The sequence below is a fragment of the Gemmiger sp. An50 genome, from assembly GCF_002161595.1.
Classification (GTDB): Bacteria; Bacillota; Clostridia; order Oscillospirales; family Ruminococcaceae; genus Allofournierella.
In genome coordinates, this window is the sequence record NZ_NFID01000011.1 from 68749 (window position 1) to 91464 (window position 22716).

The 22716-nt window shown below is 61.7% G+C and carries 21 protein-coding genes and 3 tRNA genes; 6 read left to right on the forward strand and 18 right to left on the reverse strand.

All coding sequences use genetic code 11. The features are described from left to right. Window positions 1-136: 136 nt before the first annotated feature. From rpsO to B5G03_RS10865, 15 genes are all read right to left on the reverse strand, one after another. Window positions 137-394 carry a 30S ribosomal protein S15 gene (gene rpsO, locus B5G03_RS10795; protein ID WP_058963852.1) on the reverse strand — a complete coding sequence of 86 codons (258 nt, stop codon included), beginning with the start codon at window positions 392-394 and terminating at the stop codon, window positions 137-139. Window positions 395-524: 130 nt separating this feature from the next. Beyond that, on the reverse strand, window positions 525-2090 hold the full coding sequence (locus tag B5G03_RS10800; RefSeq protein ID WP_087181712.1) for a glycosyltransferase family 39 protein: 1566 nt from the start codon (window positions 2088-2090) through the stop codon (window positions 525-527). A gap of 15 nt (window positions 2091-2105) precedes the next feature. Continuing rightward, on the reverse strand, window positions 2106-3020 hold the full coding sequence (gene ribF, locus B5G03_RS10805; protein ID WP_242962412.1) for a riboflavin biosynthesis protein RibF: 915 nt from the start codon (window positions 3018-3020) through the stop codon (window positions 2106-2108). A gap of 33 nt (window positions 3021-3053) precedes the next feature. Further along, window positions 3054-3929, reverse strand: a complete 876-nt coding sequence (gene truB / locus B5G03_RS10810; protein ID WP_087181714.1) for a tRNA pseudouridine(55) synthase TruB — start codon at window positions 3927-3929, stop codon at window positions 3054-3056. Window positions 3930-3933: 4 nt separating this feature from the next. Beyond that, window positions 3934-4917, reverse strand: coding sequence for a DHH family phosphoesterase (locus B5G03_RS10815; RefSeq protein ID WP_087181715.1), 984 nt, complete (start codon window positions 4915-4917; stop codon window positions 3934-3936). Between the two features lie 34 nt (window positions 4918-4951). Further along, a complete protein-coding gene (gene rbfA, locus B5G03_RS10820) occupies window positions 4952-5311 on the reverse strand; it encodes a 30S ribosome-binding factor RbfA (protein ID WP_087181716.1) in 360 nt (119 codons plus the stop codon). 86 nt (window positions 5312-5397) lie between these two features. Then, window positions 5398-7710, reverse strand: coding sequence for a translation initiation factor IF-2 (gene infB, locus B5G03_RS10825; RefSeq protein WP_087181717.1), 2313 nt, complete (start codon window positions 7708-7710; stop codon window positions 5398-5400). After that, window positions 7707-8030 carry a L7Ae/L30e/S12e/Gadd45 family ribosomal protein gene (locus tag B5G03_RS10830; RefSeq protein WP_087181718.1) on the reverse strand — a complete coding sequence of 108 codons (324 nt, stop codon included), beginning with the start codon at window positions 8028-8030 and terminating at the stop codon, window positions 7707-7709. The genes infB and B5G03_RS10830 overlap by 4 nt, the downstream gene beginning before the upstream one ends. After that, window positions 8020-8298: an RNase P modulator RnpM gene (gene rnpM, locus B5G03_RS10835; RefSeq protein WP_058963858.1), complete on the reverse strand. Its 279-nt coding sequence runs from the start codon at window positions 8296-8298 to the stop codon at window positions 8020-8022. Before rnpM ends, B5G03_RS10830 begins: the two co-directional genes overlap by 11 nt. Before the next feature lie 45 nt (window positions 8299-8343). Next, a complete protein-coding gene (gene nusA / locus B5G03_RS10840; protein ID WP_087181719.1) occupies window positions 8344-9429 on the reverse strand; it encodes a transcription termination factor NusA in 1086 nt (361 codons plus the stop codon). Between the two features lie 45 nt (window positions 9430-9474). After that, window positions 9475-9966 carry a ribosome maturation factor RimP gene (locus B5G03_RS10845; protein ID WP_087181720.1) on the reverse strand — a complete coding sequence of 164 codons (492 nt, stop codon included), beginning with the start codon at window positions 9964-9966 and terminating at the stop codon, window positions 9475-9477. Between the two features lie 155 nt (window positions 9967-10121). Continuing rightward, window positions 10122-11270: an acyltransferase family protein gene (locus tag B5G03_RS10850; RefSeq protein WP_087181721.1), complete on the reverse strand. Its 1149-nt coding sequence runs from the start codon at window positions 11268-11270 to the stop codon at window positions 10122-10124. 62 nt (window positions 11271-11332) lie between these two features. Continuing rightward, window positions 11333-12571: an aminopeptidase gene (locus B5G03_RS10855; protein WP_087181722.1), complete on the reverse strand. Its 1239-nt coding sequence runs from the start codon at window positions 12569-12571 to the stop codon at window positions 11333-11335. Between the two features lie 119 nt (window positions 12572-12690). Continuing rightward, window positions 12691-14106 carry a glycine--tRNA ligase gene (locus B5G03_RS10860; protein WP_087181723.1) on the reverse strand — a complete coding sequence of 472 codons (1416 nt, stop codon included), beginning with the start codon at window positions 14104-14106 and terminating at the stop codon, window positions 12691-12693. 219 nt (window positions 14107-14325) lie between these two features. Further along, a complete protein-coding gene (locus tag B5G03_RS10865; protein WP_087181724.1) occupies window positions 14326-14691 on the reverse strand; it encodes a helix-turn-helix transcriptional regulator in 366 nt (121 codons plus the stop codon). A 164-nt stretch (window positions 14692-14855) separates the two neighbouring features. Here B5G03_RS10865 and B5G03_RS10870 point away from each other — a divergent pair, with 164 nt between their 5' ends. Continuing rightward, window positions 14856-15734, forward strand: coding sequence for a GGDEF domain-containing protein (locus B5G03_RS10870; protein WP_162613390.1), 879 nt, complete (start codon window positions 14856-14858; stop codon window positions 15732-15734). A gap of 527 nt (window positions 15735-16261) precedes the next feature. Here B5G03_RS10870 and B5G03_RS10875 read toward each other — a convergent pair. The 3 genes from B5G03_RS10875 to B5G03_RS10885 all read right to left on the reverse strand — a co-directional run bounded on the left by B5G03_RS10875 (window position 16262) and on the right by B5G03_RS10885 (window position 16498). After that, window positions 16262-16337, reverse strand: a tRNA-Asn gene (locus B5G03_RS10875). A 5-nt stretch (window positions 16338-16342) separates the two neighbouring features. Continuing rightward, window positions 16343-16418 (reverse strand) — tRNA-Lys (locus tag B5G03_RS10880). A 5-nt stretch (window positions 16419-16423) separates the two neighbouring features. Continuing rightward, window positions 16424-16498, reverse strand: a tRNA-Glu gene (locus B5G03_RS10885). A gap of 1532 nt (window positions 16499-18030) precedes the next feature. Between B5G03_RS10885 and cuyB the strand changes: the two genes are divergently transcribed. From cuyB to B5G03_RS10910, 5 genes are all read left to right on the forward strand, one after another. Continuing rightward, window positions 18031-18741 carry a cysteate racemase gene (gene cuyB, locus B5G03_RS10890; protein ID WP_087181726.1) on the forward strand — a complete coding sequence of 237 codons (711 nt, stop codon included), beginning with the start codon at window positions 18031-18033 and terminating at the stop codon, window positions 18739-18741. A 36-nt stretch (window positions 18742-18777) separates the two neighbouring features. After that, complete coding sequence (locus tag B5G03_RS10895) at window positions 18778-19398, forward strand: sugar O-acetyltransferase (protein ID WP_242962416.1); 621 nt, start codon at window positions 18778-18780, stop codon at window positions 19396-19398. Window positions 19399-19530: 132 nt separating this feature from the next. Then, window positions 19531-21528, forward strand: coding sequence for a methionine--tRNA ligase (gene metG / locus B5G03_RS10900; protein ID WP_087181727.1), 1998 nt, complete (start codon window positions 19531-19533; stop codon window positions 21526-21528). Between the two features lie 10 nt (window positions 21529-21538). Further along, complete coding sequence (locus tag B5G03_RS10905; RefSeq protein ID WP_087181728.1) at window positions 21539-22330, forward strand: TatD family hydrolase; 792 nt, start codon at window positions 21539-21541, stop codon at window positions 22328-22330. Between the two features lie 28 nt (window positions 22331-22358). Beyond that, on the forward strand, window positions 22359-22583 hold the full coding sequence (locus B5G03_RS10910; protein ID WP_058963870.1) for a hypothetical protein: 225 nt from the start codon (window positions 22359-22361) through the stop codon (window positions 22581-22583). Window positions 22584-22716 lie beyond the last annotated feature (133 nt).

Here is a 22716-nt window from a genome sequence, read left to right on the forward strand (position 1 = left end):
TAGCAATAAATCCAGCGTTCTGCCCATCGTCAAAGCGCTCGATTTACCGCTAATGCACACACGGCATTTCTGTTTTGGCAAAAAAATACAGGGAAAGGCAGGCGGTTTGAAAACCGCCTGCCTTTTGGATGCGTGATTACTTACGCAGGCCCAGCTTGGTGATCAGGGCACGATAACGCTCGATGTCCTTCTTCTTCAGGTAGGCCAGCAGGTTACGGCGGCGGCCAACCATCTTCAGCAGGCCACGACGGCTGTGATGGTCGTGGGTGTTGTTCTTCAGGTGCTCATTCAGGTGATTGATGCGAGCGGTCAGCAGAGCAACCTGCACCTCGGGAGAACCGGTATCGGTCTCGTGAACGCGAGCGGACTCAATGATGGTCTTCTTAGCTTCCATTGTAAATACCTCGTTTTCTATATATTTGCCAATGACCAGGTGTGGGGCAATCGAGGCGCTCTGTTCCAGAGCATACACCCCATACTGGGCCATGGTAGCCTATTAACTATAACACAGACGGCGGCAAAAATCAAGCGCCGTTTTTCCTTGCGACAATTCTCTTTTTTACACGCGCCGCCAGCAGGCCGCAGCCTGCCTGCAGCGTTACGGCTCCCAGGGCCGCCACCGGCAGCAGCATGGGATAAAAGCTCACCGCGTACTGGCTTTTGCCCTCGGAAAGGGTGAGGTAAAACACCCCGCCGAAGAACACCAGCGCGGGCAGAATCGACGCAGGCGAGGGGCGCAGCATCAAGCGCACCGCGCCCACCAGCCCCAGCAGATAGACCGCCGTTTGCAAACAGCCCAAAAAGGGGTTCAGCCCTTCATTCCAGCTTTGGGCAAACAGCTGCTCCTGGTAGTCCTGCGCATGCACTGGCTCGGTGTTGCGCCGCAGGTACAGCCAGCTGCCGAAGCCCGGGTCCAGCCACTGGCTCACGGTCTTCTGCCGCAGGAAGGTCTTGGCCCGGGAGGGGTTGTTCACCCAGTACCGCAGCTGCTCCTTCAATTCCTGGGTCTGCTCCTGCTTCATGCGCTCGTAGTCAAAGCCCGCGTTTTCGTAGGCCTTTTCGCTGCGCTTGTCGGCGGTGTGCCAGCCCGGCGCGAACTCGTACTGCTCGGGGCGGCTGTCCAGCCCCATGACCAGCCACACCACCGTGGCGGTGCCGGGCTGCACCGGCACTCCGCTGCGCAGGCTGTACCAGTACTGAAAGCCCTTGCCGGGCAGGAAGGCGAACACCACTGCCGCCGCCACGGCCAGCAGCTGCCGCCAGCGGCCGGTGCGGATGCTGTCCAGCACCGCCACGATGGCGATGGCCGTCAGCATGATGAGCGCCGTGCTCTTGATGGTCATGGCCGCCGCCAGCAGGCCCGCCGAGATAAGGCCAAACCGGGCCTTTCTCGTGTCCAGCCAGCGCAGCGCCGTCCACACGGCGGCAAAGCCCAGCGCGGTGGACAGCAAATTGCCGTACAAAAAGAACACATAGCGGGCCACCGGCACGCTGCAGGCCAGCAGCACACTGGCCACCATCTGGGCCTTTGGCCCGAACAGATGGAAGGCGATGCGGCAGACCGAGACCGCCAGCAGCATCAGCGCCAGAAAGTTGATCCACCGCAGCCAGATGAGAGCCGCGTCCCAGCTGCCGGCCAGCCGCAGCACCGCTTCCTCCAGGGCCACCAGGCCGCTCTGGAAGGGATAGCGGTACATGTAGCCGCCCTGCTGAAAAGCGGACCAGTCCCCCTGCACGGCTCCCTGTGCCGCCTGTAAGCAGAACAGCGAGTCTGCAAAGGGCTCTGCCTTGGTACACCACAGCCAGAACAGCGCCTGCCCCGCGGTGAGGCAGACCCCCGCCGCCGTGACCGCCCGCATCACGCGCTCACCGCGGGCCAGCCAGCCCAGAACGGCCGCGGCCGCCGCAATGGCCGCCACGCCCCACAGCCGGTCGGTGAGGGCGATCTCATAAAAGCCCACCAGCTCGTCCTCCCCCATGAAGGAGATGTAGGACAGGCCCCACTTGGTCAGGCCCAGCAGTGCCACCGCGCACAAAAACATGGCCGCGCCGCAGCACAGCCGGCAGAACAGGTCCCGATATTTTTCCACTGCGCTCTCCCCTTTTTACTCGTCCATGGGATGCTCGGCGAAGTAGGCCTTCGCCTTTGCCGCCGCGCCGTTCACGCAGGCGGTGAGCTCTTCCAGGGTGTCGAACTTGCGGCTGGGGGCGATGTACTCATAGAATTCCAGCTCCGGCTCCTCGCCGTACAGCTGGCCGGAAAAATCCGGGATAAAGGTCTCGCAGGTGGCCCCCTCGCCGGTGGTGTTCACGGTGGGCCGGGTGCCGAAGCCAGTGGCTCCCACATACCATTCCCCGTTCACCTTCACCCGGGTGATGTAGATGCCGTATTTCGGCTGAGCAAAGCCCTCCGGGTAGATCTGGTTGATGGTGGGGAAGCCCAGGGTGCGGCCCAGGCCCTTGCCGTGGCGCACCGCAAAGTCGATGCGGTAGGGCCGCCCCAGCATGGCGTTCACCGCCGGGATGTCGCCCTCCGCCAGCGCCGCCCGAATACGGGTGGAGCTGACCAGCGCGCCCTGGTACTGGGTCATGGGCACCACCTGAACTCGGATGCCCAGCGGCGCGCACAGCTCGCGCAGCATGTCCACATTGCCTGCGGCCTTTTTGCCGAAGGTGAAGTTGTCGCCGCAGAACACCGCCCGGGCCTTGAAGCCCCGGTGCAGAATCTGGTCCACAAATTCCTCCGGGCTCAGGCCGCACACGTCCTCAAAGGGAGGCTCCATGTAGTGCTCCACGCCCAGGCTCTCCATGACCCGGTGCTTTTCCCGCTCGCTTTGCAGGCGGCCGCCCTTCATGGTGCTGTTCAGCGGCAGCTGGAAGGTGAACACCGCCGCAGAACGGCCGTTTTCTGCCGCGTCGTCAGCGGCAGCCTGAATCACCGCCTGATGACCCAGGTGAACGCCGTCAAAAAAGCCGAGGGCGACGCTGCACCCCCGGCTGACGGTCAGGTCCGCTTCCAACGCCTGTAATGTTGTATAAACCTTCAGGGCGGTTCACGTCCTTTCCACAAATAATTTTTCAGTTTTTAAGATGGAATCCTCCACCCGGCCCAGGCCCAGAAAGCCCTCGGGCCCCTGCAAACGGTAGACGCCGTTTTCCGCCTTGATCCGGTAACAGGGCGCGCCGTTCAGCAGGCGGGCGGTGTTGCCGGGCGAGACGGTGAGGCTGGGCAGATGGGCAAAGACGGTTTCCACCGGGAGCAGCAGATCCTCCAGCCGGTTCTCGTCCTTCGCCGCCTGGATCTGGTCCAGGGTGTGGCTGTGCTCCAGGCCGAACACACCGGCCTGGGTACGCCGCAGCCCCGCCAGAGTGGCGGGCACGCCCAGCGCCTCGCCCAGGTCCTCCACCAGGGTGCGCACATAGGTGCCCTTGCTGCAATCCACCTCCAGCACGAAGTCCTGTTCGCCCTCCTGGCCGGTCACCTCCAGCCGGTGGATGGTCACCGGGCGTGCCTTGCGCTCCACGGTCACGCCCTGACGGGCCAGCTTGTAGAGCGGCGAGCCGTTCACCTTCACCGCCGAGTACATGGGCGGGGTCTGCATGATGTCCCCGGTAAAGCGGGGCAGAACCGCCTTCAGCTGTTCTTCGGTGATGGCCGTCTGCTCACTGCGCAGCACGGTGCCGGTCACGTCGCCGGTGTCGGTGGCAAGGCCGAAGCGGACCAGGGCCCGATAGGCCTTGGTGTGGTCCGGCTGCATGTCCACCGCTTTGGACGCGCCCCCGGCAAACACCGGCAGCACGCCGGTGGCCATGGGGTCCAGCGTGCCGGAATGGCCCAGCTTGCGGGTGCCTAAAATGCCCCGCAGCTTTGCGATCACGTCGAAGCTGGTCCAGCCGGTGGGCTTGTCCACGATTAAAATGCCATTCATGGGGTTACTCCTGTTCCTGGGCGGCCGCATCCGCCCGTTTCAGCTCCCGCTCCACCTCGGCCAGAATGGCGGCCTTGGCGTTGTCCAGATTGCCCTCCAGCTCGCAGCCCGCGGCACGGGAATGGCCGCCGCCGCCCAGCCGCTTGGCAATGGCGCAGGCGTCCACCTCGGCGGTGGTGCGCACGCTGATCTTGTAGCTGCCCTGGGGCAGCTGCCGCAGGGTGATGCCCACCTGCACGCCCTCGATCTTGCGGGGCAGGCTGGTCAGGTCCTCCAGCTCGTTGGCGGCCACGCCGCTGGCAGCAATCTGCTCGCGGGTGAGCGACATCAACGCGCAGCGATCCTCGAAGTGATATTCCAGGTTCTCCAGCGCGGTGCGCTCGATGGCCATGCGGGCCTTGGATTTGCTTTCAAACAGAATCATGTTCAGCTCCGCCACGTCCACGCCGGCTTCCATCAGTTTGGCAGCCAGCAGGTGGCTCTTGGCGGTGGTGTTGGAAAACAAAAAGCAGCCGGTGTCGGTGGACAGGCCGGTGTACAGGCACCGGGCGATGCGGGGGGTGATCTCCACGTTCATGGCGCAGATGATGTCGTACATGATCTCACAGGTGGCGGCCGCCTCGGCGTCCAGCAGCAAAGCGTCCGCATAGCCGCTGTTGGAACCGTGGTGGTCGATGCACAGATCGATGCGGTCCAGATACTCCTGCAGCGCGTCGCCGAACAGCTGGATGCTGGCCACGTCCACGGCCACCACATAGCCCGGCTCAAACTGCCCCTGGAACAGCTCGATCTCCATATAGGAATAGCGGCTGGGGATGGGATCTGCACACAGCACCGCCGCTTCCTTGCCCAACCGCTTGAGGGCGTGCATCAGGGCAGCGGCGCTGCCGATGGTGTCGCCGTCCGGGTTTTTGTGGCACAGGATCAGCACGTTCTCCGCCCGAAGCAGGCGGCCGATGACGGCCAGCAGGTCTAAGATCTCACTCATGACGTTCTCCTCTTCTTGCGATATCCGGGCGGGATTACTCCTCCCGGTTCTTGTTCAGCCCCGCCAGCAGCTCGTTGATGTGAGCGGCATAGGCGGCGCCGTCATCCTGGGCGAACACAAGGCGGGGCGCCTTACGGATGTGCATGCGGCGGGAAAGCTCGGTGCGCACGTGGCCGCTGGCCTTGTTCAGGGCCTTGACCACCTCGGCAGTGCCCTCGGGCTTGCCCATCACGCTCACGTAGACCTTCGCCACGTCCAGATCGGGGGTCACGTCCAGCCGGGTGACGGTGAGCAAACCGCCCTCCAGCCGGGGGTCCTTCATCTGGCTGATGATCCCGATCACTTCCCGCTTCATATCCTGGGCCAGGCGGCCCTGATTTTTCGGGTTTGCCATAGCTCTTTCTCCTTGTTCTTATGGGCGGCTGCCGCCCGAAGCTCTTTGACTTCGGGCGGCGGCCGGTTGGTTATTGGGGCGTTCGATCAGTCCCGGTACTCTTCCAGGATGTAGGCCTCGAAGATGTCGCCTTCCTTGATGTCGGCAAACTTCTCCAGAGTAACGCCGCACTCGTAGCCCTGGGCCACTTCCTTCACGTCGTCCTTGAAGCGGCGCAGGCTGGCGATCTCGTCCTCGGTGATGACGATGCCGTCACGCACCACGCGGATCTTGCTGGAACGGGTGATCTTACCCTCCTGCACGTAGCTGCCGGCCACCAGGCCAACGCTGCTGATCTTGTAGACCTGACGAACCTCCAGGCGGCCCTGCTCCACTTCACGGATCTTGGGAGCCAGCATGCCCTTCATGGCGTCGGTCACGTCGTTGATGGCGTCGTAGATCACGCGGTACATGCGCATCTCCACTTCGCACTGAGCGGCCTCTTCCTTGGCCACGGGGTCGGGGCGCACGTTGAAGCCGATGATGATGGCGCCGCCGGCGTTGGCCAGCATGACGTCGGACTTGTTGATGGCGCCAACGCCCGCGTGGATGACCTTGACCCGGACCTCGTCGTTGGAGATCTTCTCCAGGCTCTGCTTCACGGCCTCGGCGCTGCCCTGTACGTCGGCCTTGACGATGATGTCCAGCTGCTTGCGCTCGCCCTCGGCGATCTGGCTGAACAGGTTATCCAGGGTGACCTTCTGGTAGCTGCTGAACTGGCGCTCCTTCTCCTCGGCGGCGCGCTTGTCGGCCAGCTCGCGGGCCAGCTTCTCGTCGGCCACGGCGTCGAACAGGTCGCCCGCGCTGGGAACCTCGGTCAGACCGGTGATCTCCACGGGAGTGGAGGGACCGGCTTCCTCGATGAACTGGCCCTTGTCGTTCTTCATGGTACGCACACGGCCCACGGCGGTGCCGGCGATCACGCAGTCGCCCTTATGCAGGGTGCCCTTCTGCACCAGGATGGTGGCAACGGGGCCCTGGCCCTTGTCCAGACGGGCCTCGATGACGGCGCCCTTGGCGCGGCGGTCGGGGTTGGCCTTCAGCTCCTTGACCTCGGCCACCAGGTTGATGTTCTCCAGCAGGTCGGAGATACCGGCGCCGGTCAGAGCGGACACGGGTACGCAGATCACGTCGCCGCCCCACTGCTCGGGAACCAGCTCGTACTGGGTGAGCTGCTCCATCACGCGGTCGGGGTTGGCGGTGGGCTTATCCATCTTGTTGATGGCCACGATGATGGAAACACCGGCGGCCTTGGCATGGTTGATGGACTCAACGGTCTGGGGCATGATGCCGTCGTCGGCGGCAACCACCAGAACCGCAATGTCGGTCAGGTTGGCGCCGCGGGCACGCATGCTGGTGAAGGCCTCGTGGCCGGGGGTGTCCAGGAAGGTGATGACCTTGCCGTCGGCGGTGACCTGATAGGCGCCGATGTGCTGGGTGATGCCGCCGGCCTCGCCCGCGGTCACATGGCTCTTGCGGATGGCGTCCAGGATGCTGGTCTTGCCGTGGTCAACGTGACCCATAACCACAACAACGGGGGGACGCTCCTGCAGGCTCTCGGCGGGATCTTCGTCCTGCTCGAACAGGCGCTCCTCGATGCTCACATGCACCTCTTTTTCCACCTTGGCGCCAAACTCGTCGGCGATCAGGCTGGCGGTATCGAAGTCGATGACCTCGCTCACGCTGGCCATAACGCCCAGGCCCATCAGCTTCTTGATCACGTTGGCGGCGGTCTGCTTCAGGCGGGTAGCCAGCTCGCCCACGGTGATCTCCTCGGGGATCTGCACCTTCAGCTGGGCCTTGCGGGCCTTCTCCAGCTGGATGCGCTGCAGGCGCTCGGCCTCGGTCTCGCGGCGCTTGGGGAAGTTCTGGCCCTTCTTGTTCCGGTTGTTGGTGAACTTCTGCTTGTTGCCGGCGGGCTGGGGCTTGCGGCGGTTCTCCACGTTCTTGGTGGAAGCCAGCTCGTCGAACTTCTCGTTGAAGCGGTCCAGGTTCACGTCCACGGTGCGGGTGTCCACAACCTTGGTCACGACCTCGCGCTTCACCGGCTCGGGCTTCGCCTCAGCCTTCTTCTTCTCGGTCTTCTTCTTGTTGTTCATCTCGACCACGGTGCCGTCGGCCTTCTTCAGCACCTCGCCAGCCTTGGGCTGGGGCTTCGGCGCGCTGTCCAGGTAGGCGTCCAGGCTGGACTCGGAGTTGGCCTGGGTGAAATGCTCGAACACCAGGTTCACTTCCTCCTCGGTCAGGTTGGCGCCGGTCTTCTTGACCTCGCCGCCCTTCTGGGCCAGCAGGTCCACGATCTGCTTGGCGGGCACGTTCAGGTCCTTCGCCACATCGCTCACTTTATATTTAATGGTCATTCGTTTTCCTCCTTTTCATCCGCCAGGTATTGGCTGCACAGATTGGCCAGGTTTTCGTCCAGCACGCTGTACACGCCCACTTTCTTGTAGCTTATGCCGCACAGCTCCAGCTGGGTCAGGGGCATCCGGCGGCACTCGGTGATGTCCTCGCAGGTGCGGGCCATCCGCTTCGCGGTGCCGTCGCTCACGTCGGCGGCCAGCAGCACCAGCCAGGCCTTGCCGCTCATCACGCTCTCGCGCACGGCGTCGAAGCCCATGACCAGCTTGCCGGCCTTGCGGCACAGGGAAACAGCCGACAACAGTTTTTGTTTATTCTCCACGCTCGGCTCCTTCTATTTCGCGCTCGATGCTTTCGTATACCTCGGGCGGAATTTGAGTATCCAGCGCGCGTTCCAGGCGCTTGGCCTTGCGGGCCTTGGCCAGGCATTGGGCGCTGGGGCAAAGGTAAGCGCCCCGGCCGGGCTTTTTGCCCACAAGATCCAGTGAGATCTCCCCTTCCGGGCTGCGCACGACGCGCACCAGCTCCTTTTTCGGTTTGGACTCGTTGCAGCCAAGGCAATGGCGCAGCGGGATCTTACGTTGTTGCATCGCGGTGGGACGCTCCTTTCTGTTGATGGTTTTCGGGCGAAGGGCTTACTCCTCGCTGGAAACAGCGGGCTGCTCCTCTTCCTCGCCGTAGTAGCCGCTCTCGGGGCGGATATCGATATTGTAGCCGGTCAGGCGGGCGCACAGACGGGCATTCTGGCCCTTGTTGCCGATGGCCAGGCTCAGCTGATGGTCGGGCACGGTGACGCGGCAGGCCTTCTTGTCGCCTTCCAGGATCTCCACCTTGACCACCTTGGCGGGGCTCAAAGCAGCGCTGATGAACTCGCTCACGTCCTCGCTCCAGCGCACCACGTCGATCTTCTCGCCGTGCAGCTCCTCCACGATCTTGCCCACGCGGGCGCCGTGTGCGCCGATGCAGGCGCCCACGGGGTCGATGTTCTCGTCCTTGCTCCAGACGGCCATCTTGGTGCGCACGCCGGCCTCACGGCTGATGGCGCGGATCTCCACGGTGCCGTCAAAGATCTCGGGAACTTCCATCTCGAACATGCGCTTGACCAGCTGCTCACTGGTGCGGCTGATGATAACGCGGGGACCGCGCTCGGTGACCACAACGTCCTTCACATAGACCTGCACGTGCTGGCCCTCGAAGAATTCCTCGCCGGGCACCTGCTCGGAGCGGGGCAGAATGGCCTCGCCCTTGCCCATGTCCAGAGCCACCAGGCCGCGGTCGGGGTCCACGCGGGTGACGCGGGCGGTGACGATCTCGTGGGCCTTGCCCTGCATGTCGTTGAACAGCTGGTTGCGCTCGGCCTCACGGATGCCCTGACGGATCACGTGCTTGGCGGTCTGAGCGGCGATGCGGCCGAAGTCCTTGGTCTTCAGGGGGGTCACCACGCGCTGGCCCATCTTGTAGGTCTTGCGGATGGCCTGAGCCTCCTCCAGGGTGAGCTGGGTGTGGGGGTTCTCCACCTCTTCCACGATGTCGCGCACCAGGGACACATTGAACTTGCCGTTTACGGTGTCGATCTCCACCAGCACGTTCTCGTCCTCCACCTCGTAATCCTTCTTCACAGCGATCACGATGGCAGCCTTGATCTTCTCGATCAGATACTCAGCGGTCAGGCCACGCTCTTTTTCCAGCATGGTCAGCGCTTCAAAAAATTCTGCGTTCATTTTTTTCGATCTCCTCCAATTTGTCTGGCTTCATCTATAAAAAGATTAGAACAGGTCCTCGTCGTCGCAGAGCTTCACGAAGCTGGCGGCGGCCAGCTCGAAGGCGGCCGGGCCGTTTTCGGTCTCCACGGTCACAGTCTGGCCATCAATGCCCTGCAGCAGGCCCGCGATCTCCCGGTTGCCGCTCTCGTCCGGCCGGATGAGGCGGGCAGCGATCTTCTGGCCTTGGTAACGGGCAAAATGCTCGGGCCGGGTGAGACGGCGGCCCAGGCCGGGGGAACCAACCTCCAGGAAGTAGGCCTGGTCGATGGGGTCGGCCGCGTCGATCACCGGGTCGATGGCCCGGCTGGCCGCCTCGCAGGTGTTCATGTCCAGCGGGCCCTCACCGGCGGGATCGATCAGCACCCGCAGGTACCAGTCCGGCCCTTCCTTTTCAAAGCGCACATCCCACAGAATCAGACCCATGCCCTCGATCACCGGGCGCACCAGGGCTTCCACCTGCTGCACCGTGTTCTGGCCGCCTTTTGCTTTTGCCATCTGCAAACCTCCTAACGTATATTTTGCCCAAACAAGCAAGAAGAGCGGGCCTTGCGGCCCACTCTCCATTCAAACGTTATTCTTACGGTATCCACTATACCATATTCCGCCGCCCTTTGCAAGCCCCGCCGGAAAAGTTTCCCAGCCGGACCCGCTTACAAGGCCGCCGCACCGGCGGTTTTACGGCTGCGCGCGCCCTTCAGCCGGGCCCGCAGCCAGCGGGCGGCAGGCTTTTCCAGACCGTAGGTAGCCAGCACCGCGGCCCCCAGGCCCACCGCCCAGACCAAAGCCAGGTAGGTGTGCATCCAGCCGGTATCCCCCAGCTGGTTGGGCGGGGTGTCGCCCTGCCAGGGCGGGATACGCAGATCGTACTTGACGCGCACCGCCAGCCACTGGTGCCAGATGTAAAAGTTGTAGCTCAGCCCGCCGAGAAAGGCCCAGAGCTTCGCGCCGGGCAGCTGCGGCCCCAAACACAGTCCCAACAGGCAGACCGCGAAGCAGAGCGTCAGCGGCAGCCGCCAGACCAGCTGGCCGTGGGGACCGTCCTGCCAATAGGCGATGCGGCGCAGCACCCACAAAGCGCCCCCAAGGCCCGCCAGCGCCGCCAGGGCGAAGAAAACCTCCCGGCGCTTTGTCTGCTTCGGAGCCAGCAGGGCCACCGCCTGCGCGGCGGCAAAGCCCAGCCCGATCACCCCGAAAAAGGCGGGCAGCTGGTTGAAGCGCATGCTGTAGTCCACCCCCTGCAAGGGCAGCACCCGGCAGCGGGCGTACAGCTCCTGGGCCGCACACAGCCCTGCCAGTACCGGCAGCGGCCAGGCGTAAAAGGCCCGGGCCAGCAGCGGAAAGAGCAGGTAGAACAGCACCAGCACCCCCACGGTCCACAGCGCGCCGTTGGTGCGGCAGTACACGTAGCCCTGGGGCACCAGGGTGGGAATGAGCAGCAGATGACTGCCCAGGTCCAGCCAGAAATCCCGGTCGGGCCGGTGAGCGGCCATCCAGACCAGAGCGCTGACCAGCACCGCAAAATAATAGGAGGGCAGGATGCGCACCGCCCGCCGCTGCAAAAAGCCCCGGCAGCCTGGGAACGCCTTGCCCTGCGCCCAGGCGTGGGCATAGGGCAGGTAGAGGCAGAAGGCGGACAGCAGGATCATGCCGTCCACCCAGGCGCCGCCGCTGCGCATGAGAAAATCCAGGCCGGGCGCGCTCACCCAGCTTTGCTGCCAGAAGTGGAACGCGCCCACCATGCCCACCGCCAGCACCCGGAACAGGTCCGCTCCGGCGGGGCGCAGATATCGGTCGTTCATGATGATCTCTTTCCGCGGGCGGTGGGTTTTCCACAGGCTCCGCTGGGTGATGTGGAAAAGCGTCAGCCGATGGCCCACTCGCCGTTTTCAAAGATGGTCACGGTCTCGCCGGTCTTGGTCAGGCCGGTGATGGTCATGTCCTCCGCGCCCACCATCACGTCCTCGTGGATGGCGGAATCGTTCACGCCGCAGGCCAGCAGCTCCTCGGTGGTCATGGCCGCGCCGCCCTTCACGGTGGTGGGATAGCCCGCACCGAAGGCGATGTGGCAGGCGGCGTTCTCATCGAACAGGGTGTTGTAGAACAAAAGGCCGCTGCGGTTGATGGGGCTGGAGGCGGGCACCAGAGCGATCTCGCCGATGCGGCGGGCGCCCTCGTCGCTGTCCAGCAGCTGGCCCAGCAGCTCGGCGTTCTTCTCGGCGGAGTAATCCACCACCACGCCGTCCTTGAAGGTGACCGAGAAACCCTCGATCAGCTGGCCGTTGTACACATAGGGCTTGGTGCCCTTGACCACGCCGTTCACCCGCTCCCGGTGGGGTGCGGTGAACACCTCTTCGGTGGGCACGTTGGCGATGAAGACCGCGCCATTCTCGGCCTTGCTGCAAGCGCCCTCCCAGGTGTGGCCCTCGGCCAGGCCCACGGTCAGGTCGGTGCCGTTGGAGCTGGTCATGTGGATGCTTTCCAGCTGCAGCTCATTGAGCTTGTCGCGGCAGGCGCTGGTCTTGGCCACGTGCTCCTTCCAGGCGCTCACCGGGTCGCCGCCGGTGACCCGGCACACGTCGAAGATGGCGCCCCACAGCTTCTCCTGGGCCTCGTCCTCGGCAAGGCCCGGGAACACGGAAGCGGCCCATGCGGGAGTGGGGATGGCCACCACGCACCACTGCACCCGGTCCTTCATGGTGTATTCCCGCCAGGACTTCATGGCCTCCTGCTTGGCCAGGCTCACCCGGTTGATCTTGGCGGTGTCCAGACCCTTGAAGATCTCCGGGTCAGAAGCATGGATGGCCAGCAGGCAGCAGCCGCCCTCGCTCTCGGCGTAGTCCAGATAGCTGCGCAGCTCGTAGGGCTTGGTCTCGCTCAGGGCTTCCTCCTCGCCCAGCTCCATGCGGATGCGGGCGGCCTTTTCGTCCTCCCAGCGGATGACCACGTCCCGGGCGCCGGCCTTGTAGGCGGCCTCCATGCAGGCGCGGCCGAAGTAAGCGCCCTCCACCGGGCAGCGGATGATAAGGGTCTGGCCCTTCTGCACGTTCACGCCCACCTGCACAGTGAAGGCGGCATATTTGTTCAGCAGTTCCTGATTCATTGGTTTCATTCCTCGCTTTTCCTGAAATTTTTGCAGTCCTTTATGGCTCTGCATTTCACGATTGCCTTTATTATAACGAAAAAGGCGGGGCTTTAAAAGCCCCGCCCGGTCTGAACAACTCAGAACTGGATCTTCTTTTCGATGTAGTCCTTGACCTCGCTGATGGGCAGGCGTACCTGCTCCATGGTGTCGCGGTCACGGATGGTCACGCAGCCGTCGCCTTCCTCGGTGTCGCTGCCGAAGGTGGCGAAGTCCACGGTGATGCACAGCGGGGTGCCGATCTCGTCCTGGCGGCGGTAGCGCTTGCCGATGGAGCCGGTCTCGTCGTAGTCCACCATGAAGTACTTGCTCAGCTCCTGCCAGATGGGCATGGCCTGCTCGCCCAGCTTCTTGGAGAGGGGCAGCACGGCGGCCTTGTAGGGAGCCAGGGCGGGATGCAGGCGCAGGACCACGCGCTTGTCCTCCTTGCCCTTGTCGTCGGTGAGCACTTCCTCGTCGTAAGCCTCGCACAGGAAGGCCAGGGCCACACGGTCGGCGCCCAGAGAGGGCTCGATCACGTAGGGGATGTAGTGCTCGTTGGTGTCAGGATCGAAGTATTCCAGGCTCTTGCCGCTGGCCTCCTGATGGCGGCCCAGGTCGTAGTTGGTGCGGTCGGCAATGCCCCACAGCTCGCCCCAGTCGGTGAACGGGAAGGCGTACTCGATGTCGGTGGTGGCGCGGGAGTAGAAGGCCAGCTCGGCGGGCTCGTGGTCACGCAGGCGCAGGTTCTCCTCCTTGATGCCCAGGCTCAGCAGCCAGTTCTTGCAGAAGTCCTTCCAGTAGGCGAACCACTCCAGATCGGTGTCCGGCTTGCAGAAGAACTCGCACTCCATCTGCTCGAACTCGCGGGTACGGAAGGTGAAGTTGCCGGGGGTGATCTCGTTGCGGAAGGCCTTGCCTACCTGGCAAACGCCGAAGGGCAGCTTGCGGCGGGTGGTGCGCTGGATGTTGGCAAAGTTCACGAAGATGCCCTGGGCGGTCTCGGGACGCAGGTAGCAGGTGCTGGAGGAGTCCTCGGTGACGCCGATGGCGGTCTTGAACATCAGGTTGAACTTACGAATGGGGGTGAAGTCGTGCTTGCCGCAGACGGGGCAGACCACGTCCTCATGCTCGGTGATGAAGGCGTCCATCTCCTCGAAGCTCATGGCGTCCACGTTCACCTCGGGGTGTACGTCGCCGATCAGCTTGTCGGCCCGGTGGCGGGCTTTGCAGCTCTTGCAGTCCAGCAGGGGGTCGGAGAAGCCAGCCACGTGGCCGGTGGTCACCCAGGTCTGGGGGTTCATGATGATGGCGGCGTCCAGGCCCACGTTCAGGCGGTTCTCCTGCACGAACTTTTTCAGCCATGCCTTCTTCACGTTGTTCTTGAACTCAACGCCCAGGGGGCCGTAGTCCCAGCTGTTGGCCAGGCCGCCGTAGATCTCGCTGCCCGGGTACACGAAGCCCCGGTTTTTGCACAGGGCCACAATGGTCTCGAAATTCTTTTCGCTGTTTTTCATCTTCATACTCCTTACCGCGACGCTGGCTGCGCCGCCGCTTGTTTTTCCCCCGCGGACCGGGGGTTTTTGCCCATAACATATCTAATATTAAAGCGGCGGGGCCGCTTCGTCAAGACGCAAAGGGCCCCGGCCGAGGAATTTTGCGAAAAAAAGGGCGGAATCGTCTTTCCCACAAAGACAATTCCGCCTTTCTGCCGGGGGAGCGTTTTTCCGCAGCGGTCAATCCTCCTGCTCGGACCGGCCTTCCTGCACCTTGAGCGCGCCGTCCAGCGCGCCCTCCACCACCGGCAGGAACTCCTCGCTGCACAGAGTGAGCTTCTGGCTGACCCTGCGGCGCTGCTCGCTGGGCTGCCCCTCCTCCTGCTCGAAGAAATACCGGTCCGCCGGCAGCTTGCAGATGCGCACCAGCTCATAAAAGATGGGCAGGCTGGGCAGGCTGCCGCTGTTTTCGATGTTGGCCAGGTAACGGGGATCGATGCCCAGCTGATCGGCCAGGGCGCGCCGGGTCAGCCGCAGGGCGAGCCGTGCGGCCTTGATGTCTGCTCCCAGGGTCTTCAGATTGTTGCATTCTCGGGTCTTTCGCATAACACATCACCTTTACCCATTATTTTATTCTGCGCGGCTTTTCCGATAAATGATGTGTAACGCATTTAGCTTACACTAAATAATTCATATTTTCTCTTGCTTTGGGGAATTCCATGCCGTATAATAGGAAAAAAGCTCTTTCTTTTCATCGGGAGACGAACTGCATGAATGTGAACCATGTTTTGAACGAATTCAGCGATACCCTTCTGTTTGAATACGACTGTGACTCCGCCCGTTTGGAATTCACGCCCGCGGCCCCTGCGGTGCTGGGCCTGCCGGACCTGCTGCCCCTGCGCAGCGACGCGGGCGGCCGGACCCTGCCGGAGGCGGCGGACAAGCTGCGCCGTCTGCTGCGGGCAGCCCGGCCCGGCGGCCCGGTGGTCAAGGCAGAGGTGACCTTTCTGGGTCAGGATGGGCAAATCTGGGTGTATTTATGCCGCTGCAAGGCGCTGAAGGGTTCCGGCAGGACCGGCGGGCAGATCGTGGGCAAGCTCACCGACATCACCGAGCGGTTCGACCGGGAGCAGGACCTGCTGCGCCGGGCCAACATGGATCTGCTCACCGGCGTCTACAACCGCAGCGCCGAGGAGCTGATCGCCCGGAAGCTGAAGCAGAACGGCGGCGGGGTGCTGTTCATGATCGATCTGGACGATTTCAAGCAGATCAACGACACGCTGGGCCACTCGGTGGGCGACCAGGTGCTGGTGGCGGTGAGCGACGTGCTCAAGCATCTGTTCCGGGCGGGCGATATTGTGGCCCGGGTGGGCGGCGACGAGTTCGTGGTGTTTCTGGAAAGTCCGCTGGACCCGGACCTGATGGCACGGCGGGCGCAGATGATCCTGACCCATCTGGAACGGATTCCCCTGCCCCAGCTGAACGGCCCGGTCAAGGCCAGCATCGGGGTAGCGCTTTCACCGCCGGTGCGGCCGGAGTACGCCGCGCTGCACCAGGCAGCCGACGAGGCCATGTACCAGAGCAAGCGCGCCAGCAAAAACGGCTTCCGGCTTTACATTTCTTCCGAAGCCCAGGAACGGGAGACATAACGAAACGAAAAAACAAAAGGCGTACCGGTCGTTCATTGACTGGTACGCCTTTTGTTCGATTGATTTATTTTTGGTTGCCCGGCTCCGGCAAAGGGAACAGCCGCCCCGCGCCGTTTGTTTGTGCGTTCGGTTTTGCTTTGCCGCACCCCGCCAGCTCTTGCGGCTATTAACGCACAGGCTCGTTGCCGCTTTGCAAAAGAAAAAGCGCACCGGTTACCCGATGCGCTTTTTTCTGGCTCCCTCTGCCCGGCTCGAACCAACGACCATTCCGAGCCCGGAAATTGTCGCGCTGCACCACGGGCCACAGGCCCGTGGCACATCTCTCTGTTTCCGGGCCCGCCTCCGCCTCGCTGCATCGCCCACCGGGCGCGCTCGGCTCCGGCGCAGTTAACAGCCGCCCCGCGCCGTTTGTTTGTGCGTTCGGTTTTGCTTTGCTGCACCCCGCCAGCTCTTGCGGCTATTAACGCACAGGGTCGTTGGGCGCTTTGCAAAAGAAAAAGCGCACCGGTTACCCGATGCGCTTTTTTTGGCTCCCCCTGTTGGGCTCGAACCAACGACCCTGCGGTTAACAGCCGCATGCTCTACCGACTGAGCTAAGGAGGAACAAATGGTGCACTTCCAGGGACTCGAACCCTGGGCCCGCTGATTAAGAGTCAGCTGCTCTACCAACTGAGCTAGAAGTGCATATGTGGTGACCCGTGGGAGAATCGAACTCCCGTTTGCGGCGTGAGAGGCCGCCGTCTTGACCGCTTGACCAACGGGCCACATCTGACAGCTTCATCATTATACCGCCCGTTTCACGGTTTGTCAACACATTTTCAAAACTTTTTTGAAGTTTTTTGATTTTCTTTTTCCGGGCTTTTGGACCGCCTCTCCCCTTTATTTATAATACATTATATGGCTGCCGCCCTCCTCCGCTGTGCCGGGCAAAACAAAAGCGGCGCCCGATTGCTCCAGCGCCGCCATACACTCCAACATTTTTATTATAGCACCAAACCTCGGATTCTTTCAATGCAACAATTATACAAATAATACATCATAAGTATATCCACTTTGTCAATATACACCGGGGTTTTTGTATGGTATATTATAGACACACCAAGGAACACAAACCAAGGTCGAGAAACTCTAGGCAACCTGCTAAGGATAGCAGGAAGAGCCGCAACGAGGAAAGAAAGGAGAGCAGGACCATCATGGTAATTGAAGAACCCGGCCAGATCTGGCAGGATGGGACCTGCCGCTGAATCCCGAAATCACTTTTTCACAGCAAGATGATTTCTTGAATGCCAAAGGCCAAGCTGGAACGCAGGATTCTAAAATGGATCAGAGGAACAATTGGTCCGGTATTTCTCAGATCGATGGATCGGAAAAAACCGCAGATCGAACGTGAATGATTCAAAAAGAACCTTCAGTCACAGCAAAAAACCAAAAGGCGACCACCAAAAAGGTTTTGGATTTTCGGAACAAGATTCAAATAGCGAGTAGATCCCATCCCTGCCCAACAAGCAGTTTTTTATAAAAAAACCGAAAGTGGATTTGATCCCGATGGATCGTACCAAAAACGGTTAAAGCATCGTTTGATGTGAGGAAATTGGTATTCAGCCTGGTATGGAGCAAGAGCGATGCGAGTGTTCTGAATCACTTCGCACCAAGGAAATAAAAGTTGAGTTTAGGTCTTGTCTGCAACCTCTTTTAAGCCATGGAAGCCGAACAACAGTAACGGAACCACAAGACGCATTCGACCGAATCCATCCAAGTAAACGGCTTTGATCACCAGCAAACCAGAGCAGTAAACGGTAGAAATCCTTTTTTGATATGTTTCTTTTCATCCGAATCAAACCAGAAGAGGCTTTGAGTCCAATGTACTAAGCAATGTTTCGCGTACCATTTCAAGGCGCTTTGAAATCTGAGTTCATCAAATCGTACGAAATGAGGATAACGCCAATGTGCTGAATGTTTGCCCGTAGACCACCACCAGGGATGCAGGCAATGTGAAGCGACAAAGCCTGCCGGTATATGGCAAAGGAACGTGAATCGATATGTATGACGAGAAAGTCGTATTGATGAAGCGTTTTAAATCCATCTAAATCGAGGGCAGACCAATGTACTGAATGACTTTCCGCGGGGTGCCGTGTCCGGCATCTCGCGGTTTTTTTGTCTTGTTTTGCCAAGCGTTTCCCCCGCTGCACCCTGCGGCTTGTAATTGTATTAAGGACGCAAAGGTGCTATAATAAGAAAATTGCAGGCGCCGGTTTTTCCGTGCGCCAATCTGAGCAAAGGGGCGTGGAACCAGGCCATGCAGAAGGAACATCCCGTTTTGGGTATTTTAGGTGGGCTCGGCCCCATGAGCACGGTGTATTTTTACCAGATGCTCACCGAGCACACCCCCGCCCAGTGCGACCAGGATCATCTGGACATCGTGATCTCCAGCCGGGCCTCTACTCCGGACCGCACCGCCTATATCCTGGGCGAGAGCGAGGACGATCCCTTCGCCCAGATGGAGCGGGACGCGGAGATGCTGGTGAAGTATGGGGCCACCATTCTGGCCATTCCCTGCAACACCGCCCATTATTTCTACGACCGGCTGGCCCGCAGCCTGCCGGTGCCCATTCTGAACATGGTGCGTTTGACCGTGCAGCACGCCAAGGCACAGGGCTGCACCCGGCTGGGCATCCTGGCCACCAGCGGCACCGTGGGCAGCTGCACCTACCAGCGGATGTGCCGGGCGGAGGGCATTGATTTTGCCATTCCTTCCCTGCCCCGCCAGACCCAGCTGATGAACATCATCTACGACCAGATCAAAAAGGGCCAGCGGGCCGACATGAAGCTTTTCATGGAAATTGCCGACGAACTGCGTGCCGCGGGCTGCGAAAACGCGGTGCTGGGCTGCACCGAGCTTTCGCTCATCAAGCGGGACGAAGGGCTGGACGGCTTTTTCATCGACAGCACCGAGGTGCTGGCTGAGGAGACCCTGCTGGCCTGCGGCAAGACCCCTATCGGCTTTTAACGCCGCCCATCCCCTTTTGGGAAAGGAGCCCCTTTTATGGCACAACTGAACCCCTGCATGCACAACGGCCAGCTTTACAACAACAACGACCCGGAGCTGTTCCGGGCGCAGATGGAATGCCGGGCCCTGATCCACCAGTACAACCAGATGGACCCCCGGGACACCGAGCAACAGCAGGCCGTATTCTCCCGCATCTTTGCCGAGGCGGGTGAGCACTGCTACTTTGAGCCCCCCTTCAACGCCAACTGGGGCTGCTTCACCCATCTGGGCAAGTATGTGTACGCCAACTTCAACCTGACGCTGGTGGACGATACCCACATCTACCTGGGCGACCATGTGATGATCGGCCCCAACGTGACCATCTGCACCGCCACCCATCCCATCCACCCGGGGCTGCGCCGCCAGGCCGCCCAGTACAACAAGCCGGTACACATCGGCAACAACGTGTGGATCGGCGCGGGCAGCACCATTCTGCCGGGCGTGACCATCGGGGAAAACTCGGTGATCGGTGCGGGCAGCCTGGTGAACCAGGACATCCCTGCCAATGTGGTGGCCTACGGCACCCCCTGCCGGGTGGTCCGCCCCATCCAGCCGGAGGACCTGGAAACCTACGACCACGGCAAAGCCATTGATTTTTCCCAGTGGGAAAAAGAATAAAGGCAACACCGCCCCCGCCGTTCGGCGTGAAGGATGCGGGTTTGCCGAAAGACAAGACCGCCCCCAGGCGGAATTGCCCGTAAATTCCGGGACCGTTCCATTCGCGGCCCCGTTATGAAAGGATAGAAGAAAATGAGCCAGAACAACACCTACTACATTACCACCCCCATCTACTACCCCAGCGACAAGCTGCACATCGGCCACAGCTACACCACCGTGGCCTGCGATGCGCTGGCCCGCTTCAAGCGGATGCAGGGCAAGGACGTCATGTTCCTCACCGGCACCGACGAGCACGGCCAGAAGATCCAGGACAAGGCCGCTGCCAAGGGCGTGACCCCCAAGCAGTACGTGGACGAGATCGTGGAGGGCAAAGGCGGCGTGAAGGACCTGTGGAAGCTGCTGGACATCAGCTACGACCGGTTCATCCGCACCACCGACGACTACCACATCGAGAGCTGCCAGAAGATCTTCCAGAAGCTGTATGACCAGGGCGACATCTACAAGAGCGTCTACAAGGGCCACTACTGCAAGCCCTGCGAGAGCTTCTGGACCGACAGCCAGCTGGTGGACGGCAAGTGCCCCGACTGCGGCCGCGAGGTATACGACGCGGAGGAGGAGGCTTACTTCTTCAAGACCAGCAAGTACGCCGACCGCCTGCTGAAGCTGTATGAGGAGAACCCCCAGTTCATCCAGCCCGAGAGCCGCAAGAACGAGATGATCTCCTTCATCAACCAGGGCCTGCAGGACACCTGCGTTTCCCGCACCACCGTGCCCTGGGGCATCCCCGTTCCCTTTGACACCAAGCACACCATGTACGTGTGGGTGGACGCGCTGAGCAACTACATCAGCGCTCTGGGCTACGGCAACGAGAAGTACTCCGACTACGACAAGTTCTGGCCCGCCACCATCCACATGGTGGGCAAGGAGATCCTGCGCTTCCACACCATTCTGTGGCCCGCCATGCTGATGGCGCTGGACCTGCCCCTGCCCGGCCGCGTGTTCGGCCACGGCTGGCTGCTGCTGGACGGCGGCAAGATGAGCAAATCCAAGGGCAACGTGGTGGACCCTGTTGTTCTGTGCGAGCGCTACGGCGTGGACGCCATCCGCTACTTCCTGCTGCGTGAGATCCCCTTCGGCAACGACGGCATCTTCTCCAACGAGGCGCTGATCAGCCGCATCAACTCCGACCTGGCCAACGACCTGGGCAACCTGCTCAGCCGCACCGTGGCCATGATCGAAAAATACTTTGGCGGCACCCTGCCCGCCCAGCGCCAGGCCGGCGACTTTGACCAGGACCTGATGGACACCGTGAACGCCATGCCCGCCAAGGTCACCGCCTGCATGGACGACCTGCTGATTCCCCAGGCCACTCAGGAGATCTTCAAGGCCATCCAGCGCGCCAACAAGTACATCGACGAGACCGCTCCCTGGGCTCTGGCCAAGGACGAGGCCAACAAGGACCGTCTGGCCATGGTGCTGTACAACCTGTGTGAGTCCCTGCGCATGAGCGCCATCCTGCTGACTCCCTTCCTGCCCAACACCACCGGCAAGATGGCCGAGCAGCTGGGCCTTGCCGAGAGCGAACTGACCTTCGATTCCCTCACCTTCGGCGCCCGCACCGAGTACACCGTGCACAAGGGCGAGGCTCTGTTCCCCCGCATCGACGCTGCCAAGGAGCTGGCTGAGCTGGCTGCCGAGCAGGAGGCCAAGCGCAAGGCCGCGGAAGAGGAAGCCGCCAAGGCTGCCGCTGCCGCCGCTCCCGCTGTGGACGAGGCTGCCGAGCCCATCGAGCATCTGCCCGAGATCACCTTTGACGACTTCTGCAAGGTGGAGCTGCGTGTGGCCAAGGTGCTCACCTGTGAGAACCTGAAGGAGAGCAAGAAGCTGCTGAAGATGACCCTGTTCGACGGCGAGCGGGAGCGGACCATCCTCTCCGGCATTGCCAAGTGGTACAAGCCCGAGGATATGATCGGCCGCAACGTGGGCGTTGTGGTGAACCTGGCTCCCCGGCCCATGATGAAGGGTAAGTATGTGAGCGAGGGCATGGTCATGGCGGCCGACATGCCGGATGGCGGCGCATCCGTGGTCTTCTTCCCGGACGACGTGAAGCCCGGCAGCGCCATCCACTGAGGAGAAACGCATGTACTCCATTTTTGACACCCACGCACACTACACCAGCCATCAGTTTGACGACGACCGCCACACCCTGCTGGGCGAGCTGCCCGGCCGGGGGGTGGTGGGCGTGGTGGACTGCGGCACCGACTACGATTCCAGCCGCGCCTGCCTGGCTCTGGCCGAGCAGTACCCGTACCTGTATGCGGCGCTGGGCATCCACCCGGAAAGCATCATCGAGGAGGACGCCTCCACCAACACCCGCTTCGGCGGCGACTGGGCGGCGGAGCTTGCGGCTATCCGGCCCCTCTTCGACCATCCCAAGGCGGTAGCCGTGGGCGAGTGCGGGCTGGACTACCACTGGCCCATTCCCAAGGAAGCCCAGCTGGCCCTGTTCGAGGCGCATCTGAAGCTGGCGCTGGAGCTGGACAAGCCCATCATCGTGCATGACCGGCAGGCCCACGCGGACGTATACGCTCTTTTGAAGCAGTATAGACCTAAGGGCGTGGTCCACTGCTTTTCCGGCAGCGCCGAGGATGCGGTGATGCTGGCCCAGCAGGGCATGTACATCGGCTTCGGCGGCGCGCTCACCTTCAAGGGAGCCAAGCGGGCGGTGAAGGCCGCGGCCGCGCTGCCCTTAGAGCGCATTTTGCTGGAGACCGACTGCCCCTACATGGCGCCGGAGCCCTGCCGGGGCAAGCGCTGTGATTCCGGGCTGATCGCTCACACCGGCGAATTTCTGGCCGAAGTCCGGGGCGTTGCGCCGGACGTGATCTTCACCGCAACCACCGAAAACGCCAAGCGTCTGTTCGGCGTATAACAACATGATTTCAGGAGGAACCATAATTATGAAAGCTCGTATTCCCAAGCATCGTGAATTTTTGATCTCCTTCCCCGAGGATATGGATCAGGCCCGCCAGGACGAAGCCTGGGGCAAGCTGAACCAGATTCTGGAGGACTACAAGAAGGAGGGAAAGAGCGTTTACACTCCCACCTTCATTGAGGACTGCCAGGACAAGGTGGACGCTCTGAAGGCCGAGTACGGCTTCGATTACACCATCGAGCTGCGCTGATCGTTCGCGTTTGCGCCCCGGCTTTTGCCGGGGCGTTTTTGTGCCGCCCGGGTCTGTCCGTGTACATTTCCCGCATAAATTGAAACAATTTATGATTTTGCACTGGCGCTCGGGGGCATTCCAGAGTACAATA

What these genes read in the sequence shown, in the direction of transcription:
- B5G03_RS10870 (WP_162613390.1), top strand. Translation starts at nt 14,856, where the DNA reads ATGAATGTGAACCATGTTTTGAACGAATTCAGCGATACCCTTCTGTTT.
- truB (WP_087181714.1), bottom strand. Translation starts at nt 3,929, where the DNA reads ATGAATGGCATTTTAATCGTGGACAAGCCCACCGGCTGGACCAGCTTC.
- rpsO (WP_058963852.1), bottom strand. Translation starts at nt 394, where the DNA reads ATGGAAGCTAAGAAGACCATCATTGAGTCCGCTCGCGTTCACGAGACC.
- infB (WP_087181717.1), bottom strand. Translation starts at nt 7,710, where the DNA reads ATGACCATTAAATATAAAGTGAGCGATGTGGCGAAGGACCTGAACGTG.
- B5G03_RS10860 (WP_087181723.1), bottom strand. Translation starts at nt 14,106, where the DNA reads ATGAAAAACAGCGAAAAGAATTTCGAGACCATTGTGGCCCTGTGCAAA.
- nusA (WP_087181719.1), bottom strand. Translation starts at nt 9,429, where the DNA reads ATGAACGCAGAATTTTTTGAAGCGCTGACCATGCTGGAAAAAGAGCGT.
- metG (WP_087181727.1), top strand. Translation starts at nt 19,531, where the DNA reads ATGAGCCAGAACAACACCTACTACATTACCACCCCCATCTACTACCCC.
- B5G03_RS10905 (WP_087181728.1), top strand. Translation starts at nt 21,539, where the DNA reads ATGTACTCCATTTTTGACACCCACGCACACTACACCAGCCATCAGTTT.
- rbfA (WP_087181716.1), bottom strand. Translation starts at nt 5,311, where the DNA reads ATGGCAAACCCGAAAAATCAGGGCCGCCTGGCCCAGGATATGAAGCGG.
- rnpM (WP_058963858.1), bottom strand. Translation starts at nt 8,298, where the DNA reads ATGCAACAACGTAAGATCCCGCTGCGCCATTGCCTTGGCTGCAACGAG.
- B5G03_RS10850 (WP_087181721.1), bottom strand. Translation starts at nt 11,270, where the DNA reads ATGAACGACCGATATCTGCGCCCCGCCGGAGCGGACCTGTTCCGGGTG.
- B5G03_RS10895 (WP_242962416.1), top strand. Translation starts at nt 18,778, where the DNA reads ATGGCACAACTGAACCCCTGCATGCACAACGGCCAGCTTTACAACAAC.
- B5G03_RS10910 (WP_058963870.1), top strand. Translation starts at nt 22,359, where the DNA reads ATGAAAGCTCGTATTCCCAAGCATCGTGAATTTTTGATCTCCTTCCCC.
- B5G03_RS10845 (WP_087181720.1), bottom strand. Translation starts at nt 9,966, where the DNA reads ATGGCAAAAGCAAAAGGCGGCCAGAACACGGTGCAGCAGGTGGAAGCC.
- B5G03_RS10865 (WP_087181724.1), bottom strand. Translation starts at nt 14,691, where the DNA reads ATGCGAAAGACCCGAGAATGCAACAATCTGAAGACCCTGGGAGCAGAC.
- cuyB (WP_087181726.1), top strand. Translation starts at nt 18,031, where the DNA reads ATGCAGAAGGAACATCCCGTTTTGGGTATTTTAGGTGGGCTCGGCCCC.
- B5G03_RS10815 (WP_087181715.1), bottom strand. Translation starts at nt 4,917, where the DNA reads ATGAGTGAGATCTTAGACCTGCTGGCCGTCATCGGCCGCCTGCTTCGG.
- B5G03_RS10855 (WP_087181722.1), bottom strand. Translation starts at nt 12,571, where the DNA reads ATGAATCAGGAACTGCTGAACAAATATGCCGCCTTCACTGTGCAGGTG.